This is a genomic window from Thioalkalivibrio sulfidiphilus HL-EbGr7 (genome assembly GCF_000021985.1).
Classification (GTDB): domain Bacteria; phylum Pseudomonadota; class Gammaproteobacteria; order Ectothiorhodospirales; family Ectothiorhodospiraceae; genus Thioalkalivibrio_A; species Thioalkalivibrio_A sulfidiphilus.
Map to the genome: position 1 here is coordinate 1,465,343 of NC_011901.1, position 14,731 is coordinate 1,480,073.

Here is a 14,731-nt window from a genome sequence, read left to right on the forward strand (position 1 = left end):
AATCCAAGCCCAATTCCCCGTGTCGCCGCTGTATCGGCCCGCCCGGCTGTGATTTAATCCGCGCATGTTTCGTCCCCTCGAACTCTACATCGGCCTGCGCTACACCCGCGCCAAGCGCCGCAACCACTTCATCTCCTTCATCTCCCTGATCTCCATGGCGGGGATTGCCCTGGGGGTGACGGCGCTGATTACCGTGCTGTCGGTGATGAACGGCTTCGAGAAGGAACTGCGCGAGCGCATCCTGGGCATGGTCTCCCATGCCACCATCAGCGATTTCTCCGGTCGCCTGGCGGACTGGCAGACCCTGGCGGCACGCATCGAGGGCGAACCGCGGGTACTGGGCGCGGCGCCCTACATCCAGGCCGAGGGCATGCTCCAGGGCCAGGGGCAGGTGAGCGGTGCCCTGATCCGCGGCATCCTGCCGGAGCGGGAGAAGCACGTCTCTCGGGTGGCCGAGCACATCAAGTTCGGCAGCATGGAGGCGCTGCGCGGCGGCGAGTACGGCGTGGTGCTGGGCAAGGAACTGGCGGCGAGCCTGGGCGCCGGGGTGGGCGACCGGGTGACCCTGGTGACCCCCCAGGCCACGGTCACCCCCGCCGGTGTGATGCCCCGGTTGCGGCGCCTGCTTGTGGTGGGCGTGTTCGAGGTGGGCATGTATGAATACGACCGCAGCACCGCCTTCATGCACCTGGATGACGCGCGCCGGGTGTTCCAGTACGAGGACAACGTCACCGGGCTGCGCCTGAAGATGGACGACATGATGCGCGCCCCCTTCATCGCCCGGGACGTGGCCGATCGTCTGGGCGGGCGCTACTGGGTCAGCGACTGGACCCGCCAGCACGCCAACTTCTTCCGCGCCGTGCGCACCGAGAAGACGGTGATGTTCATCATCCTGTCCCTGATCGTCGCCGTGGCTGCCTTCAACATCGTCTCCACCCTGGTGATGGTGGTCACCGACAAACAGTCGGACATCGCCATCCTGCGCACCCTGGGCCTGTCGCCCGCCTCGGTGATGGGGGTGTTCATGGTGCAGGGCACCCTGATCGGCCTGGTGGGCACCGCCTTCGGCGTGGCGGGCGGCGTGACGCTGGCGCTCAACGTGGAGACCATCGTGCCCGCCATCGAGCAGATGCTGGGCATGCAGTTCCTGCCCGCCGACGTCTATTACATCAGTGACCTGCCCTCGGACCTGAAGGGCTTCGACGTCATGCGGGTCGGCGTGCTGGCCTTCCTGCTCACGGTGCTGGCCACCCTTTACCCGGCCTGGCGGGCCTCCCGTACCCAGCCCGCCGAGGCCCTGCGCTACGAGTGACATGGTGGATACCGATTTCCATAACGGCCCGGTGATCGAGGCCAAGGGACTGAGCCGCATCTTCGACGAGGGCGGCCTCAAGGCCCGTGTGCTGGAGAACGTGGATCTGACCGTTCAGCCCGGCGAGCGGGTGGCCATCGTGGGCGCCTCGGGCAGCGGCAAGAGCACCCTGCTGCACCTGCTGGGCGGGCTGGACAGGCCTACGGCGGGTACCGTGAAGGTGTGCGGCGTGGACATGAGCCGCCTGGGTGATGCCGCCCGGGGGCGGCTGCGCAACCAGCACCTGGGCTTCATCTACCAGTTCCATCACCTGTTGCCCGAGTTCACGGCGCTGGAGAACGTGGCCATGCCCATGCTCATCCGCGGCATGCATCCCACCGCCGCCGCCGACCGGGCAAGGCACCTGCTGGAGCGGGTGGGCATGACCAATCGCCTGGAGCACAAACCCGGCGAGCTTTCCGGCGGCGAGCGCCAAAGGGCGGCCATTGCCCGCGCCCTGATCACCGAGCCCCAGGCGGTGCTGGCCGACGAGCCCACCGGCAACCTGGACAGCAAGCGCGCCGAGGACATCTACCAGCTGATGATGCGCCTCAACCGTTCCTCCGGTACCGCCCTGGTGATCGTCACCCACGACATGCGCCTGGCGGAGAAGATGGACCGGGTGCTGACCCTGACGGACGGCAGGCTGGATTGAATTATGAACTGTGAGGCGTGAGGAGGCAGGGGTGAGACGTAAACCACTCGCTCCTTACCCCTCCACCTTCTTGCCGCGCCTGCGCCAGTTGATCCGGCTCAGGATGTGCAGGCGCCACAACACACGGACGGCCACGTAACCGGCGATCGCCGCCACGGTGGCCATGATCAGGCTGCCCAGCAGCAGGGGCTTCCAGATGATCAGCAGTTCCTGGGTGAACCACTGCAGGCTCAGCTCAAAGGAAAAACCGACGCGGGGCAGGTCCAGCACCTTGCGGCCGATGGTGTAGGCGGTGTAGTAGATGGGGCCCATGGTGAGCGGATTGGTGATCCACACCAGCAACACCGAGATGGGCAGGTTCACCCGGATCATGATGGCGATCAGGGCCGAGATGATCATCTGGAAGGGCAGGGGCAGCAGGGCGATGAACAGGCCTACGGCAAAGGCACCCGCCACGGAACGGCGGTTCATGTGCCAGAGGTTGGGGTCGTGCAGCAGGGTGCCCAGAAAGCGCAGCGACTGGTGGTCCCTCACCCGATGGTAGGACGGAAACAGTCGCTTGATGATCTTCTTGGCCATGGACGGCGGTCGGAGGTTTGAGTTTCAATCCATCGTACAGGTCATGGTAGACCGGATTCGTGACATCCCAAGGAGGGGATCATGCCGATACTGGCCCTGGGCTTCCTGCTCGGTGTCTGGCTGCTGCAACTCCAGGCCCATCTTCCATCGCCCGTTTGGATGTTATCAGCCGTACCCGCTGTGCTGCTTGGCGGGGCGCTATTGTACCGTCCGCGCGCCCGGAGTCACCGTGCCATCGTTCGGTCACTGCTGTGGCTGCTGGTTGCCGTGCCTGCCGGCTTTGCCTGGGCCTTGTTCGACGCCGGCCGTCACCCGGATCCGCCGTCCGCGGATCTGCGTCACGACGGGATCTTCGAGGGCCGCATCGTCTCCCTCCCCGTGGTCTATGACCATTCCACGCGCTTCCTGTTCGACATTCCTGCTCCCGACGGGACGAAAACACTGCGCCTGCGGGTCTCCTGGTATGGAAGTGTTCCGGATCTGAGGCCGGGTGAGACCTGGCGGCTGCACCTGCGCCTGCGTGCGCCCCGGGGTTTCATGAACCCCGGGGGATTCGACTACGAGGGCTGGCTGCGCCAGCAGGGTGTCTGGGCAGTGGCCACGGTGCGCGTGGCCCCGGACAACCAGCGACTGCAAGCGGCCCGTGGTCTGTCCGGCGGCGTGGACCGCCTGCGCCAGCGCATCGTCGAAGGGCTGGACCGAACGCCGGGGGAGGCGCGCTTCGCGGGTGTGCTCATGGCCCTCGCGGTGGGCCATCGTGCCCGGATTCCCGACGAGCACTGGTCGGTGTTCCTGGCTACGGGCACCAATCACCTGATGGCCATCTCGGGTCTGCACATCGGTCTGATGGCGGGCCTGGGTTACGGCCTGGTCAATCTGTTGTGGCGTCGTCAGCCGGCCCTCGCCCTGTGTCTCCCGGCCCAGCGGGCGGGTGCCCTGGCGGCGGTCTTCACCGGGGCCTTCTATGCCATGCTCGCGGGTTTCGCCGTGCCCACCCAGCGGGCCCTGGTGATGCTCTGCGTGGTGATGCTCGCCGTGTGGCTCGGGCGCACCGGACAGCCATGGCGCGTGCTGTCCCTGGCACTCATCGCGGTGCTGCTGTGGGACCCCGGTGCGGTGCTGGGGGCCGGGTTCTGGCTCTCCTTCGGTGCCGTGGCGGTGATCCTGCTCTCCCTGACGGGGCGCCTGCGCCCGCCCACGGGCTGGCGGGCCGCCGCCCGCATCCAGGTGCTGGTGGCCCTGGGACTGACACCACTGCTGCTCGTGTTCTTCAGCCAGACCTCGGTGGTGGCGCCCCTGGCCAATCTGCTTGCGGTGCCCTGGGTGGGGCTGCTGGTAGTGCCCCTGACCCTGCTCTCGGCGGCGCTCACCCTGCTGCATCCGCTCGCGGGCCTGCCCGTTGCCTGGCTGGCGGATGGGCTGATGGGTCTCATCTGGATCTGGCTTGAGTTTCTCGCCGGGCTGCCCTTTGCCCGCTGGCATGCCTCGCGTCCTGCCTGGGCCCTGGCCCTGGCGGCGCTGGGGATCGCCCTGTGGCTGCTGCCACGGGGGCTGCCGGGCCGGGCGCTGGCGCCGGTGCTGTGTCTGCCGCTTCTCTGGCCGCCGTCGCCGGAACTGCCCGAGGGCGGGTTGCGCCTGACCCTGCTGGACGTGGGGCAGGGGCTTGCCGCGGTGGTCCAGACCCGCCATCACACCCTGGTCTATGACACCGGGCCCGGCTTCCTCTCGGGCTTTGATACGGGACAGTCGGTGGTGGTGCCGTTTCTGCGTCACCAGGGCGTGGGGCGGGTGGACCGGCTGCTGATCAGCCACGGCGACAACGACCACGCGGGCGGTGCACAGAGCGTCATCGACCTGATCCCCGTACACAAGGTGCAGGGCGCCTGGGGCCTGCGCCAGGCGCGCGTCCCGGCAATCCCCTGCGAACGGGGCATGGCCTGGCGCTGGGACGGCGTGGATTTCCGCATCCTGCATCCGCCGCCCCACTGGGGGGATGACAACATCTCCTCCTGCGTGCTGCAGGTGGAGGGGCCGGGTGGCAGGGTGCTGCTGCCCGGTGACGTGGACGGCCTCGGCGAGGCGGTGCTGCTGTATTTCGCGGCAGACGGCTTGCGCAGTGATGTGCTGGTGCTGCCCCATCACGGCGCCCGGGACGCGGCCAGCGACGCCTTCCTGGACCGGGTGTCACCCACTCTGGCGCTGGTGGGGGCGGGCTTCAACAGCCGTTTCGGGCATCCCGATGCCTCGGTGCGCGAGCGGCTGGACATTCGCGGCATTCCCTTGCGCGGCACGGCGGAGGAGGGCGCCATCCGCGTGGATCTGCTGCCCGGAGAGCCGCTGCACAGCCCGCCGGGGTGGCGCATCACGGCGCGGCGCTACTGGCACAGCGAGTGAGTTCTAAATTCAAGATTCAAAATTCAAAATTCAAAGGCGATGGCGGAGGTAGCTCAGGCATTGAAGCTACCCCACCCTTTGAATCTTGAATTTTGATTTCCCAACGAGTCTCCTTCCGACCCCTCGGCCAAATCAAGTATCATGGCCGGCGCCGGTGGATGCCGGCACAGACCTATGAATCTGCGAGGAATCCGACACCGTGTTTGAACTGGTCAAGGCCGGGGGCTGGCTCATGCTCCCCATCATCGCCTGTTCCGTGGTGGCGCTGGCCATCATCGTGGAGCGCTTCTGGAGCCTGCAACAGCGTCGGGTCAACCCCCGCCAGCTGGTGGTGCAGATCTGGCAGATGATCCAGGCGGGGCAACTCACCGAGGACCGCCTGCGCCAGGTGCGTGACGGCTCACCCCTGGGGCGCGTGCTGGCCGCGGGACTGATCAATATGGGACACACCCGGGACGTCATGAAGGAGGCCATCGAGGAAACCGGCCGCCACGTGGCCCATGATCTCGAGCGCTTCCTCAACACCCTGGGCACCATTGCTGCCATCACACCGCTGCTGGGCCTGCTGGGCACCGTGGTGGGCATGATCCAGGTCTTCTCCGTGATCACCGATGTGGGCGTGGGCAGCCCCGGCGAGCTGGCCGGTGGCATCTCCCAGGCGCTGATCACCACCGCGGCGGGCATCTCCGTGGCGGTGCCCTCGCTGATCTTCCACCGCTACTTCCGTGGCCGCGTGGATGAACTGGTGCTGGAGATGGAGATGGAGTCCATCAAGCTGGTGGAAGTGATCCACGGTGAGCGCGAGGCCGCCGGCGCGTGAATTTCCGCACCCGCGAGACCGAGCAGGTGGAGATCAACCTCACGCCGTTGATCGACGTGGTGTTCCTCATGCTGATCTTCTTCATGGTTTCCACCACCTTCGAGCGTTACGCGGAACTCAGCATCGACCTGCCCAGCGCCGAGACCGCCGAGCAGGCGGAGCGCCAGGAGGTGATCGATCTGGCCATCGACGCCCAGGGGCGCTATTTCATCAACGGCCAGGAACTGGTCAACACGCGCCCCGAGACCCTGCGCACAGCTCTTTCCCAGGCCAGCGGCGGTGACACCACGCGGCCCCTGGTGATCCGCGCCGACGCCCAGACTCCGCACCAGTCCGTGGTCACCGCCATGGACGTGGCCGCACGCCTGGGCCTGTCCCGCCTGTCCATCGCCACCACCCAGTCCGGCAACGAAGACTGACGATGGCGCGTCATCCGGAAGAGTATACCGGCGTCGAGGTCTACCGCCGCCTGCTCGGGTATTCGTTTTCCCACTGGCCGTGGCTGGTCGCCTCCGTGCTGACCATGGTGATCGTGGCGGCGACCGAGGCGGGTTTTGCCGCGCTCATGCGCCCGCTGATGGATTCGGGTTTTGTGGAGCGGGACCAGAGCGCGATCCGATGGGTGCCGCTGGCCATCATCGCCATCTTCGCCATCCGCGGCATTGCCGAATTCGCCGCCTCCTACACCATCAAGTACGTCGGCCGCATGGTGGTCAAGAAGCTTCGCAGTCAGCTGTTCGACCACCTGCTGCGCCTGCCGGTGAGCCACTACGACGGTGCCGCCTCGGGCCAGCTGATCTCGCGGCTCTCCTACAACGTGGAGCAGGTGGCCTCGGCAGCTACCGAGAGTATCTCCATCCTGGTGCGCGATACCCTCACGGTGCTCGGACTGCTGGCCTGGATGCTCTACCTCAACTGGATGCTCACCCTGGCCGTGCTCATCATCGCGCCTGTGGTGGCGGTGCTGGTGAGCCAGGTCACCAGTCGCTTTCGCAAGATCAGCCATCGCATCCAGCGCACCATGGGCGATGTCACCCAGGTGACCCAGGAGGTGATTGAAGGCAACCGGGTGGTGAAGATCTTCGGCGGCGAGGATTACGAGCGTAACCGCTTCGAGAAGATCAACGAGCGCAACCGCAGCCTGCACATGAAGATGGTGTTCACCCACGCGATCCATCTGCCGCTGATCCAGTTCATCGGTGCCCTGGCAGTGGCCTTCATCGTCTGGCTCGCCACCTTCGAGGCGGTGATCGAGAGCGTCACGGTGGGCACCTTCGTCTCCCTGATCACGGCGCTGCTGTTGCTGCTCAACCCCATCCGCCGGCTCACCAACGTCAACCAGATGCTGCAAAAGGGCATTGCCGCCGGGCAGAACATCTTTGCCCTGCTGGATTCGGACATCGAGCGCGACCAGGGCGAACTGCGCCTGGAACGCGCCCGGGGCGACATCCAGTACCGGAACCTGCGTTTCGCCTACGGGCCGGACAAGGGCGATGTGCTGCACGACATCAACCTGCACATCCATCCCGGCGAGACCGTGGCCCTGGTGGGCCGCTCCGGCAGCGGCAAGACCACCCTGGTCAACCTGCTGCCCCGGTTCTACGAGGCCTATGAGGGCGAGGTGCTGCTGGACGGGGTGAACGTCAACCAGTACCGGCTCGCCGATCTGCGCAACCAGGTGGCCTACGTGGGCCAGCACGTCACCCTGTTCAACGACACCATCGGCCGCAACATCGCCTACGGCAGCCTGGGTGATGTCAGCGAGGCGGACATCGTGCGCGCCGCCGAGGCGGCCCATGCCATGGAGTTCATCCGCCACCTGCCCCAGGGGCTCGATACCCCGGTAGGTGACAACGGCGTGATGCTCTCCGGTGGGCAGCGCCAGCGTCTGGCCATCGCCCGGGCACTCCTCAAGGACGCCCCCATCCTGATCCTGGACGAGGCCACCTCGGCCCTGGATACGGAGGCCGAGCGCCATATCCAGGCGGCCCTGGAAAATCTCATCCGCAACCGCACCACCCTGGTGATCGCCCATCGCCTGTCCACCATCGAGCGGGCGGACCGCATCGTGGTGATGCAGGAGGGGCGCATTGCCGAGTCCGGCCGCCACGACGAGCTGCTTGAGCGTGACGGCATCTACGCGCGCCTCTACCGGCTGCAGTTCGAGGGCGACCGTGACGTCTGAGACCCCGGACAGCCGGATGTGGGGCCCGGCCTTCTGGCCGGTCCTGCAGGCTAACCTGCGCGACCGTCTGTCCGGCGAACACGCCCGGGCCAACGCCCGGCAGGGATACCTGCGCCAGCCCGACGGGCGCGGCAAGCTGCTGTGGATCAAGTCCGGGTGTACCCCGCAGTCCCTGCGCCTGGGTCTGGAACTGCTGGGCGCCATCCGCCAGAAACGCCACGACCTGCGCCTGGTGTTCACCTTCGAACTGGACGACCCGGCCATCCTGGAGCCCAGGCTCAAGGGGCTCAAGGCCACCGGTGTGGGCTACGGCCCCTCGGACCGCCCTCGAGCCGTGGCCCGCGTCCTGGAACGCCTGCAACCCTTCGGCCTGATCCTGGTGGACACACTGCCGCACCCGAACCTGCTCCGTGCCGCCCACGACAAGGGCGTGCACTGCCTGGCCTTCAACACCGACCCCTGGCCCTCCCCGGCCGAGGCTGTCTATCCGTGCGATGCCGACCAGCATCGCGCCTGGGCGTCCTCGGGCCAGGCTGCTTACCTGGCGTCAGCCGCCGATCCCCTGAGCCTGCTGGCGGAGGCCCAGGCGGACGTGACCCTGCGTACCCTCAGCGGGGCCGGGGAGACCGGACGCCTGTGGTGGTGGCATGGCCCGGTGCAGCAGGCCGAGGCGTGGATGGCCGCCTGGCGCGCCGATGCCCGCTTTGCCGATGACCGGCTGTTCGTCTCCCTGCCCGAGGGAGAGCGGCTTTCCGCGCCCGGCATCCCGAGCATCAGCGCCTGGGACCGGCGCCCCCTGGCGCCCGGTGCCGTGATGTGGGTGGACGATCACCGCTGGCTTGCCGCGCTGGCCAGTGCCTGTATCGCCGGGCACCTGGAGGGCGTCTCGCGAGGCGTTTTCTGGCAGGGCCTGGCGGGTGGGCGCCCCCTGAGCCTGGGCGCCGGTGTCCTGGACCCCGTTCCGGCCGAAATCCTGCCCCGATGCGGGGACACCGCCACGGTCCTGGCGCGCTGGACCGGCTATGCTGATGACACCCTGGGTGCCCGGCGCGACGGCGATGCCAACCGGCGCCGCTTCTGGGAGGAGCGACGCAACGTGGAGGGCGTGATGACGGAACTGCTGCAGAGGGTGTTCGACTGGTGAGGCGCCTGGACGCGTACTGGGACAGCCGCAACCCCGTGGCCCTGGCCCTGTTCCCGGTCTCGCTAATCTACTGTGTGCTGATGCGTCTGCGCCGGCTGGTCTACGGCCTGCTGCCCATCCGACGCGTGCCCGCCAAGGCCATCATCGTGGTGGGCAATCTCACCGTGGGCGGCACCGGCAAGACCCCCATGGTCATCTGGCTGTGCCGGCTGCTGGCGAGCCACGGTTATCGGCCCGGAGTCATCAGTCGCGGGCACGGCGGCAAGCGGGATCACAACGCCCCGCTACGGGTGAGCGCCGACAGCGATCCGGCGCGGGTGGGGGATGAGCCTGTGTTGATTGCCGCCCGCGCCGGCTGTCCCGTGGTGGTGGACCGCAAGCGGGCGCGGGGTGCGCGCATGCTGGTCAGGGAACTGGGTTGCGACGTGGTGGTGGCCGACGACGGCCTGCAGCACTACGCCCTGGCCCGGGACGTGGAGATCATGATGGTGGACGGCGCACGGCGCTTTGGCAACGGGCTGTGCCTGCCCGCCGGGCCGCTGCGGGAATCCGTGGAGCGCCTCAGGGATGCGGACTTCGTGGTGGCAACCGGCAAGGGCCTGCCAGGCGAACACAGCATGGAACTGAGCGCCACCGTGGCCATGCAGGTGCGGGACCCCTCCCGGGTGAAGCCGCTCAAGGCCTTCGCCGGCAAGGCGGTCCATGCCATCGCCGGCATCGGCCATCCGCCGCGTTTCTTCGCCATGCTGGAGGCCCTGCGCCTGCGCGTGGACCGGCATCCGTTTCCCGATCACCATCCCTTCACGGCCGCCGAGATCCGCTTCACCGACAGCCTGCCGGTACTGATGACCGAGAAGGATGCCGTAAAATGCCGAGACCTCGCCGATGAGCGTCACTGGTTCGTGCCCGTGAGCGCGGTCCCCGACGCCGCCCTGGCACCGGCGATACTTTCCACCGTCAACGCGGTGTCACGACTTCACAGCCTGAGGTAACACCATGGACAAGCGTCTGCTCGACATCCTCGTCTGCCCCGTCACCAAGGGACCGCTGATCTACGACAAGTCGCACGAGGAGCTGATCTCCCGCAGCGCCCGGCTGGCCTATCCCATCCGCGACGGTATCCCCGTGATGCTGGAGGACGAGGCACGCCAGCTCACCGACGAGGAGCTGGACAAGTGGAAGGACAAGTAATCCGAACGACACACTGAGAGCCGCCCATGTCCTTCAAGGTCGCCATCCCGGCCCGCTACGCCTCGACCCGCCTGCCCGGCAAGCCGCTGCTGATGCTGGGTGGCAAGCCCATGATTCAGCACGTGCATGAGCGGGCGCTGGCCTGCGGTGCCGAGGAGGTGGTCATCGCCACCGACGACACCCGCATCAGCGACGTGGCCGAGGGCTTCGGCGCACGGGTGGTGCTTACCGATGCCCATCACGAATCCGGCAGCGACCGCATCGCCGAGGTGGCCACCGAGCTGGGCTGGCGCGACGACGACATCGTGGTCAACCTGCAGGGCGATGAGCCCCTCACCCCACCCGACATCCTGCACCAGGTGGCCGAGGCCCTGGAACGCCACACCGATGCCGCCATGGCCACGCTGTGCACGCCCATCGAGACGGTGGAGCAGATGCTCGATCCCAACGTGGTCAAGGTGGTGCGAGACGCCGCCGACTATGCCCTGTACTTCAGCCGCGCGCCGATTCCCTGGGATCGCAACGTGGGTCGCGACGTCACCCACCGCAGCCTGGAAGGCTGCCATCGCCACATCGGCCTCTACGCCTACCGCGTCGGCTTTCTCAAGGCCTTCGCAGCCATGTCCCCCTGTGCCCTGGAACTCACGGAACGCCTGGAACAGCTGCGCGCCCTGCACGCCGGCGCGCGCATCCAGTGCCCGGTGGCCAGCCAGGTCCCGGGGCAGGGGGTGGACGTGAGCAGCGACGTGGAGCGGGTGGAGAAACTGCTGCGGGCATGACAGGAAGTCAAAAGCTCGCAACGCAAAGGCGCAAAGACGCGAAGGACGCAAAGAACATCATTGGAATAAAAACCTTCGCGACCTTGGCGTCTTTGCGCCTTTGCGTTGAAAGGTTTTGGGCTTCGGGGTTTGGAATCCCCCACTCAGAGCAGCGACCTGAGCCGGTGTGTCAGGTCCTCGCCGGCGAGGGTGCGGATGACCGGGTGCAGGTCTTTCTCGATCTGACTTTTGAGCGGAAGGGTATGGGTGCGGGGCACCCGGCGCTGGGGATCGCCGAACTGGTTGGACTGTATGTGCGAGCCCACCGTTTCGCAGACCACCACCCGGGGGCCCGATTCCAGGATCTCGATCACCTGGCAATGGACGCCGTCCACCACCGCCTCCCGGCCGATCAGCTCCCTCAAAACCAGCATCAGTTCGCTCATGATGCCTCAGTATAGAGGTGCCCCGTTCGGGCTGTATACGGCCTCTGCCCCGGACTTGTATCTTGTCTCTGTCAACTCGTCTCTGGTGCCCTCATGAAATGGGAAATCATCGATGACCGTCTCGCCTATGAAGGCTTTTTCCGCATCCGCAGCCTGCGTCTGAGCCACAGCCGCTTCCAGGGGGGAGATCCCCTGGTCGTGAAGCGGGAATTGCTGGAACGGGGGCATGCGGCGGCCGTACTGCCCTACGACGCCAGGCGCGATCGCATCGTGCTGATCGAACAGTTCCGCGTCGGGGCCCTGGAAGCCGAGCGGGGCCCCTGGCTGCTGGAGACCATCGCCGGCATGATCGAGCCCGGAGAGCGCGCCGAGGACGTGGTGCGGCGCGAGGCCCTGGAGGAGGCCGGCTGCCAGCTGGGCGAACTGGTGAGACTCTATGAATATCATTCCACGCCCGGTGGCGCATCGGAGCGCGTTACGCTGTTCGTGGGGCAGACGGACAGCGAAGGGGTCGGCGGCATCCATGGCCTGGAACACGAGGGGGAGGACATCCGCGTGCATGTGCTCGACGCCGAGGAGGCCTTCGCGCGCATGGACAGCGGGCTGGTGGACAATGCCATGACCCTGATCGCCCTGTTGTGGTTGCGGCTGAACCGGGAGATGCTTCGGGAGCGCTGGGCTTGAGTCGCGCTGAGGCATCAGGGCAGGGGAGGGGTGATCAATGACCGGGGAAGAGCTGAAGCAGGTATTCCGGAACTGGGGTCTCAACGCAGCCCAGGGGGCGAAGGTGCTGTGCCTGCACAGCAACAAGCTCAGCGAATACCTTGAAGACGTCAGCCGCATTCCGTGCGCGGTGGCCTTCCATGTGGAGGCCCTGAGTCTGCTGCCGGAGGCTGAGCGTCGGCGGCTCCTGGAGCAGCGTGTTGAACGCCGGGCCCATGAGCGCTAGCAGACCGATGTCTGCACGGGCCGGAGTGATTCCGGGTAATGTGTCTATACTGCATGGTGCAACATGCGTCGCATGGGACAGGCTGCGATAGCGGGGCCCGGAACTGGGGCAGCCATCAAGATCTGGTCTGTTCGACCGCTAACTTGTCATAGGCCCGGGGCATCAGGTCCCCGGTTCCAGAATCCGTCCGAAGCCTCCGGAGAGTGGCATGCAGGTATTGATCTGTGACGACTCCAGCTTCGCTCAGAAGCAGATTGCCCGCGCTTTGCCGCCGGACTGGCGGGTGAGCTTGAGTTTCGCCCGCAACGGCCACGAGGCCCTCGCCGCTCTCCGGCAGAGCAAGGGCCAGGTCCTGTTCCTGGATCTCAACATGCCGGACCTGGACGGATATAAGGTGCTGGAGACCATTCGGCATGAGCGGATCGACAGTGCCGTGATCGTCGTGTCCGGGGACGTTCAGCCCGAGGCCCAGCGACGGGTCGAGCAGCTGGGTGCCCTGGGGTTCGTGAAAAAGCCGGCCGACCCCGCCGTGCTGGCTTCCCTGCTGGGCCGGCTGGGCATCCTGGATGGCAGCCGCTTCGCGGGCCTGGGTGATCCGGCACACAGCGCCCTCTGGGATGGTTACCGGGAGATCGCCAACGTGGCCCTGGGGCGGGCGGTTAGCCTGATCGCACAGCTGCTGGACGTCTTCGTCCTCATGCCCATCCCCAACGTGAACATCCTGGAGAAGAGCGAGTTGCAGATGGCCCTGTCCTCGGTGCGCAACACCGAGGAAGAGGATGTCAGCGCGGTGTGCCAGGGGTTCGCGGGCGGTGGCATCACCGGCGAGGCTCTGCTGATCTTCAACGACTCCAGTTTTCGGGATATCGCGCAGCTGATGCACTTCGAAGGTGTCGTTGACTCCAATGCCCAGGTTGAATTGCTCATGGACATGGCCAGCATCCTCATCGGCGCCTGCCTCAAGGGCATCGAGGAGCAGCTGGACGTGAAGTTCAGCCAGGCCCATCCCGTGGTCCTGGGCCGGCACGTGGCGGTGAGCGATCTCATCGAGCGCAACATGGCGCACGGCAAACCCACCCTCACCATCGAGATGGCCCTGCAGTTCGAGGGCCGCAAGGTCAGCTGTGACCTGCTGCTGCTGCTCACGGAGGAGTCCATGCCCCGACTCAATGACATCGTCAGCTACCTGATGGCGCCGTGATGAACCGCACCGAGGACATCCGCGAACTGCACCTGCTCATGGGCATGCTGGAGTCCCTGGACGTGGGACTGACCGTGCTGGACCGGCATTTCAACATCACCCTCTGGAACGGCTTCATGGCCAATCACAGCGGCATCCCGGCGGAAAAGGCCATCGGCAGCAACCTCTTCAATCTGTTCAGCGATGTCCCGGAGGCCTGGCTCAGGCGCAAGGCGCGTGCGGTGTTCATGCTCAAGAGCCGCATCTTCAGCACCTGGGAGCAGCGTCCCTATCTGTTGCGTTTCAGGAACTACCGACCCATCACCGGCGTTGCCGAGTACATGTACCAGAACGTTACCTTCCTGCCCCTGAGCTCACCGGATGGTGCCGTGGATCACATCGGCGTGATCGTCTATGACGTCACCGACATCGCGACCAACAAACTGTCCCTGGAAAAGGCCAATGAGGAACTGGCGTGCCTGAGCCGGACCGACAGGCTGACGCAGCTCAACAACCGGGGTTTCTGGGAGGAGTGCCTGGGCGGGGAGTTTGCCCGATGCAAACGTTACGGCACCGTATCCAGCCTGATCATGTTCGATATCGATCATTTCAAGAAGGTCAATGACACCTACGGCCACCAGGCCGGTGACGAGGTGATCCGTACCGTATCCCAGCTGCTGACCAAGACCCTGCGCGATACCGATATCGCCGGGCGTTATGGCGGTGAGGAGTTTGGCGTCATACTCACCGATACCAGCGCGGAGAAGGCACGCGTGTTCGCCGATCGTCTGCGGAGGCTCAACGAGGCCGTGACTGTGCGGCATGAAGACGTTGCCATCCGTTTCACCATCAGTCTGGGGATAGCCCAGTTCGATCCGGCCATGGAGCGCCATTCACAGTGGATCGAGGCGGCGGACAAGGCCTTGTATCTGTCGAAGCAGGGGGGGCGGAATCGGGTGACGGTGGCGGGGGAGGGTTTGGATTTGCGGGTCGAGGAGGGTGGGGGGATTCAGCTTTAGTGGCTGAGCCTTTGTGTCTCGTAAGGTCTTTTGGTCCGACACCTTGAGATAACATCAAGA

16 protein-coding genes are annotated in these 14,731 nt (G+C 66.1%); 14 read left to right on the top strand and 2 right to left on the bottom strand.

The window, feature by feature from the left end; all coding sequences use genetic code 11:
* Window positions 1-64: 64 nt before the first annotated feature.
* A complete protein-coding gene (locus tag TGR7_RS06840; protein ID WP_012637933.1) occupies window positions 65-1,312 on the top strand; it encodes a lipoprotein-releasing ABC transporter permease subunit in 1,248 nt (415 codons plus the stop codon).
* Window position 1,313: 1 nt separating this feature from the next.
* Window positions 1,314-2,006 (top strand): lipoprotein-releasing ABC transporter ATP-binding protein LolD, encoded by a 693-nt coding sequence (gene lolD / locus TGR7_RS06845; RefSeq protein WP_012637934.1) that lies wholly within the window; start codon window positions 1,314-1,316, stop codon window positions 2,004-2,006.
* 54 nt (window positions 2,007-2,060) lie between these two features.
* Here the strand turns inward: lolD and TGR7_RS06850 are convergent, their stop codons facing one another.
* Window positions 2,061-2,585: a DUF2062 domain-containing protein gene (locus TGR7_RS06850; RefSeq protein ID WP_012637935.1), complete on the bottom strand. Its 525-nt coding sequence runs from the start codon at window positions 2,583-2,585 to the stop codon at window positions 2,061-2,063.
* 81 nt (window positions 2,586-2,666) lie between these two features.
* Between TGR7_RS06850 and TGR7_RS06855 the strand changes: the two genes are divergently transcribed.
* From TGR7_RS06855 to kdsB, 8 genes are all read left to right on the top strand, one after another.
* Window positions 2,667-4,979: a DNA internalization-related competence protein ComEC/Rec2 gene (locus TGR7_RS06855; RefSeq protein ID WP_012637936.1), complete on the top strand. Its 2,313-nt coding sequence runs from the start codon at window positions 2,667-2,669 to the stop codon at window positions 4,977-4,979.
* A gap of 199 nt (window positions 4,980-5,178) precedes the next feature.
* A complete protein-coding gene (locus tag TGR7_RS06860) occupies window positions 5,179-5,799 on the top strand; it encodes a MotA/TolQ/ExbB proton channel family protein (RefSeq protein WP_012637937.1) in 621 nt (206 codons plus the stop codon).
* Window positions 5,796-6,218 carry an ExbD/TolR family protein gene (locus tag TGR7_RS06865; RefSeq protein ID WP_012637938.1) on the top strand — a complete coding sequence of 141 codons (423 nt, stop codon included), beginning with the start codon at window positions 5,796-5,798 and terminating at the stop codon, window positions 6,216-6,218. Before TGR7_RS06860 ends, TGR7_RS06865 begins: the two co-directional genes overlap by 4 nt.
* A 2-nt stretch (window positions 6,219-6,220) precedes the next feature.
* The gene (gene msbA, locus TGR7_RS06870) at window positions 6,221-7,984 is read left to right on the top strand and encodes a lipid A export permease/ATP-binding protein MsbA (protein WP_012637939.1); all 1,764 of its coding nucleotides are present in this window, start codon (window positions 6,221-6,223) and stop codon (window positions 7,982-7,984) included.
* Window positions 7,974-9,128 (top strand): glycosyltransferase N-terminal domain-containing protein, encoded by a 1,155-nt coding sequence (locus tag TGR7_RS06875; RefSeq protein ID WP_245523038.1) that lies wholly within the window; start codon window positions 7,974-7,976, stop codon window positions 9,126-9,128. The genes msbA and TGR7_RS06875 overlap by 11 nt, the downstream gene beginning before the upstream one ends.
* Window positions 9,125-10,120 (top strand): tetraacyldisaccharide 4'-kinase, encoded by a 996-nt coding sequence (gene lpxK / locus TGR7_RS06880; RefSeq protein ID WP_012637941.1) that lies wholly within the window; start codon window positions 9,125-9,127, stop codon window positions 10,118-10,120. Before TGR7_RS06875 ends, lpxK begins: the two co-directional genes overlap by 4 nt.
* 4 nt (window positions 10,121-10,124) lie before the next feature.
* Window positions 10,125-10,319, top strand: coding sequence for a Trm112 family protein (locus TGR7_RS06885; RefSeq protein ID WP_012637942.1), 195 nt, complete (start codon window positions 10,125-10,127; stop codon window positions 10,317-10,319).
* Between the two features lie 26 nt (window positions 10,320-10,345).
* Window positions 10,346-11,098, top strand: coding sequence for a 3-deoxy-manno-octulosonate cytidylyltransferase (gene kdsB, locus TGR7_RS06890; RefSeq protein ID WP_012637943.1), 753 nt, complete (start codon window positions 10,346-10,348; stop codon window positions 11,096-11,098).
* A gap of 143 nt (window positions 11,099-11,241) precedes the next feature.
* Here the strand turns inward: kdsB and TGR7_RS06895 are convergent, their stop codons facing one another.
* A complete protein-coding gene (locus TGR7_RS06895) occupies window positions 11,242-11,523 on the bottom strand; it encodes a hypothetical protein (protein WP_012637944.1) in 282 nt (93 codons plus the stop codon).
* Window positions 11,524-11,616: 93 nt separating this feature from the next.
* Between TGR7_RS06895 and TGR7_RS06900 the strand changes: the two genes are divergently transcribed.
* The 4 genes from TGR7_RS06900 to TGR7_RS06915 all read left to right on the top strand — a co-directional run bounded on the left by TGR7_RS06900 (window position 11,617) and on the right by TGR7_RS06915 (window position 14,671).
* Window positions 11,617-12,207 (top strand): NUDIX domain-containing protein, encoded by a 591-nt coding sequence (locus tag TGR7_RS06900; protein WP_012637945.1) that lies wholly within the window; start codon window positions 11,617-11,619, stop codon window positions 12,205-12,207.
* A gap of 37 nt (window positions 12,208-12,244) precedes the next feature.
* Complete coding sequence (locus TGR7_RS06905; protein WP_012637946.1) at window positions 12,245-12,472, top strand: hypothetical protein; 228 nt, start codon at window positions 12,245-12,247, stop codon at window positions 12,470-12,472.
* 208 nt (window positions 12,473-12,680) lie between these two features.
* The gene (locus TGR7_RS06910) at window positions 12,681-13,673 is read left to right on the top strand and encodes a response regulator (RefSeq protein ID WP_012637947.1); all 993 of its coding nucleotides are present in this window, start codon (window positions 12,681-12,683) and stop codon (window positions 13,671-13,673) included.
* Window positions 13,673-14,671: a GGDEF domain-containing protein gene (locus tag TGR7_RS06915; RefSeq protein WP_012637948.1), complete on the top strand. Its 999-nt coding sequence runs from the start codon at window positions 13,673-13,675 to the stop codon at window positions 14,669-14,671. Before TGR7_RS06910 ends, TGR7_RS06915 begins: the two co-directional genes overlap by 1 nt.
* Window positions 14,672-14,731: the final 60 nt, after the last annotated feature.

Coding starts and splice junctions, on each gene's coding strand:
- TGR7_RS06910 (WP_012637947.1), top strand. CDS start 12,681: ATGCAGGTATTGATCTGTGACGACTCCAGCTTCGCTCAGAAGCAGATT.
- TGR7_RS06895 (WP_012637944.1), bottom strand. CDS start 11,523: ATGAGCGAACTGATGCTGGTTTTGAGGGAGCTGATCGGCCGGGAGGCG.
- kdsB (WP_012637943.1), top strand. CDS start 10,346: ATGTCCTTCAAGGTCGCCATCCCGGCCCGCTACGCCTCGACCCGCCTG.
- TGR7_RS06855 (WP_012637936.1), top strand. CDS start 2,667: ATGCCGATACTGGCCCTGGGCTTCCTGCTCGGTGTCTGGCTGCTGCAA.
- TGR7_RS06850 (WP_012637935.1), bottom strand. CDS start 2,585: ATGGCCAAGAAGATCATCAAGCGACTGTTTCCGTCCTACCATCGGGTG.
- TGR7_RS06915 (WP_012637948.1), top strand. CDS start 13,673: ATGAACCGCACCGAGGACATCCGCGAACTGCACCTGCTCATGGGCATG.
- TGR7_RS06840 (WP_012637933.1), top strand. CDS start 65: ATGTTTCGTCCCCTCGAACTCTACATCGGCCTGCGCTACACCCGCGCC.
- msbA (WP_012637939.1), top strand. CDS start 6,221: ATGGCGCGTCATCCGGAAGAGTATACCGGCGTCGAGGTCTACCGCCGC.
- lolD (WP_012637934.1), top strand. CDS start 1,314: ATGGTGGATACCGATTTCCATAACGGCCCGGTGATCGAGGCCAAGGGA.
- TGR7_RS06900 (WP_012637945.1), top strand. CDS start 11,617: ATGAAATGGGAAATCATCGATGACCGTCTCGCCTATGAAGGCTTTTTC.
- TGR7_RS06905 (WP_012637946.1), top strand. CDS start 12,245: ATGACCGGGGAAGAGCTGAAGCAGGTATTCCGGAACTGGGGTCTCAAC.
- TGR7_RS06885 (WP_012637942.1), top strand. CDS start 10,125: ATGGACAAGCGTCTGCTCGACATCCTCGTCTGCCCCGTCACCAAGGGA.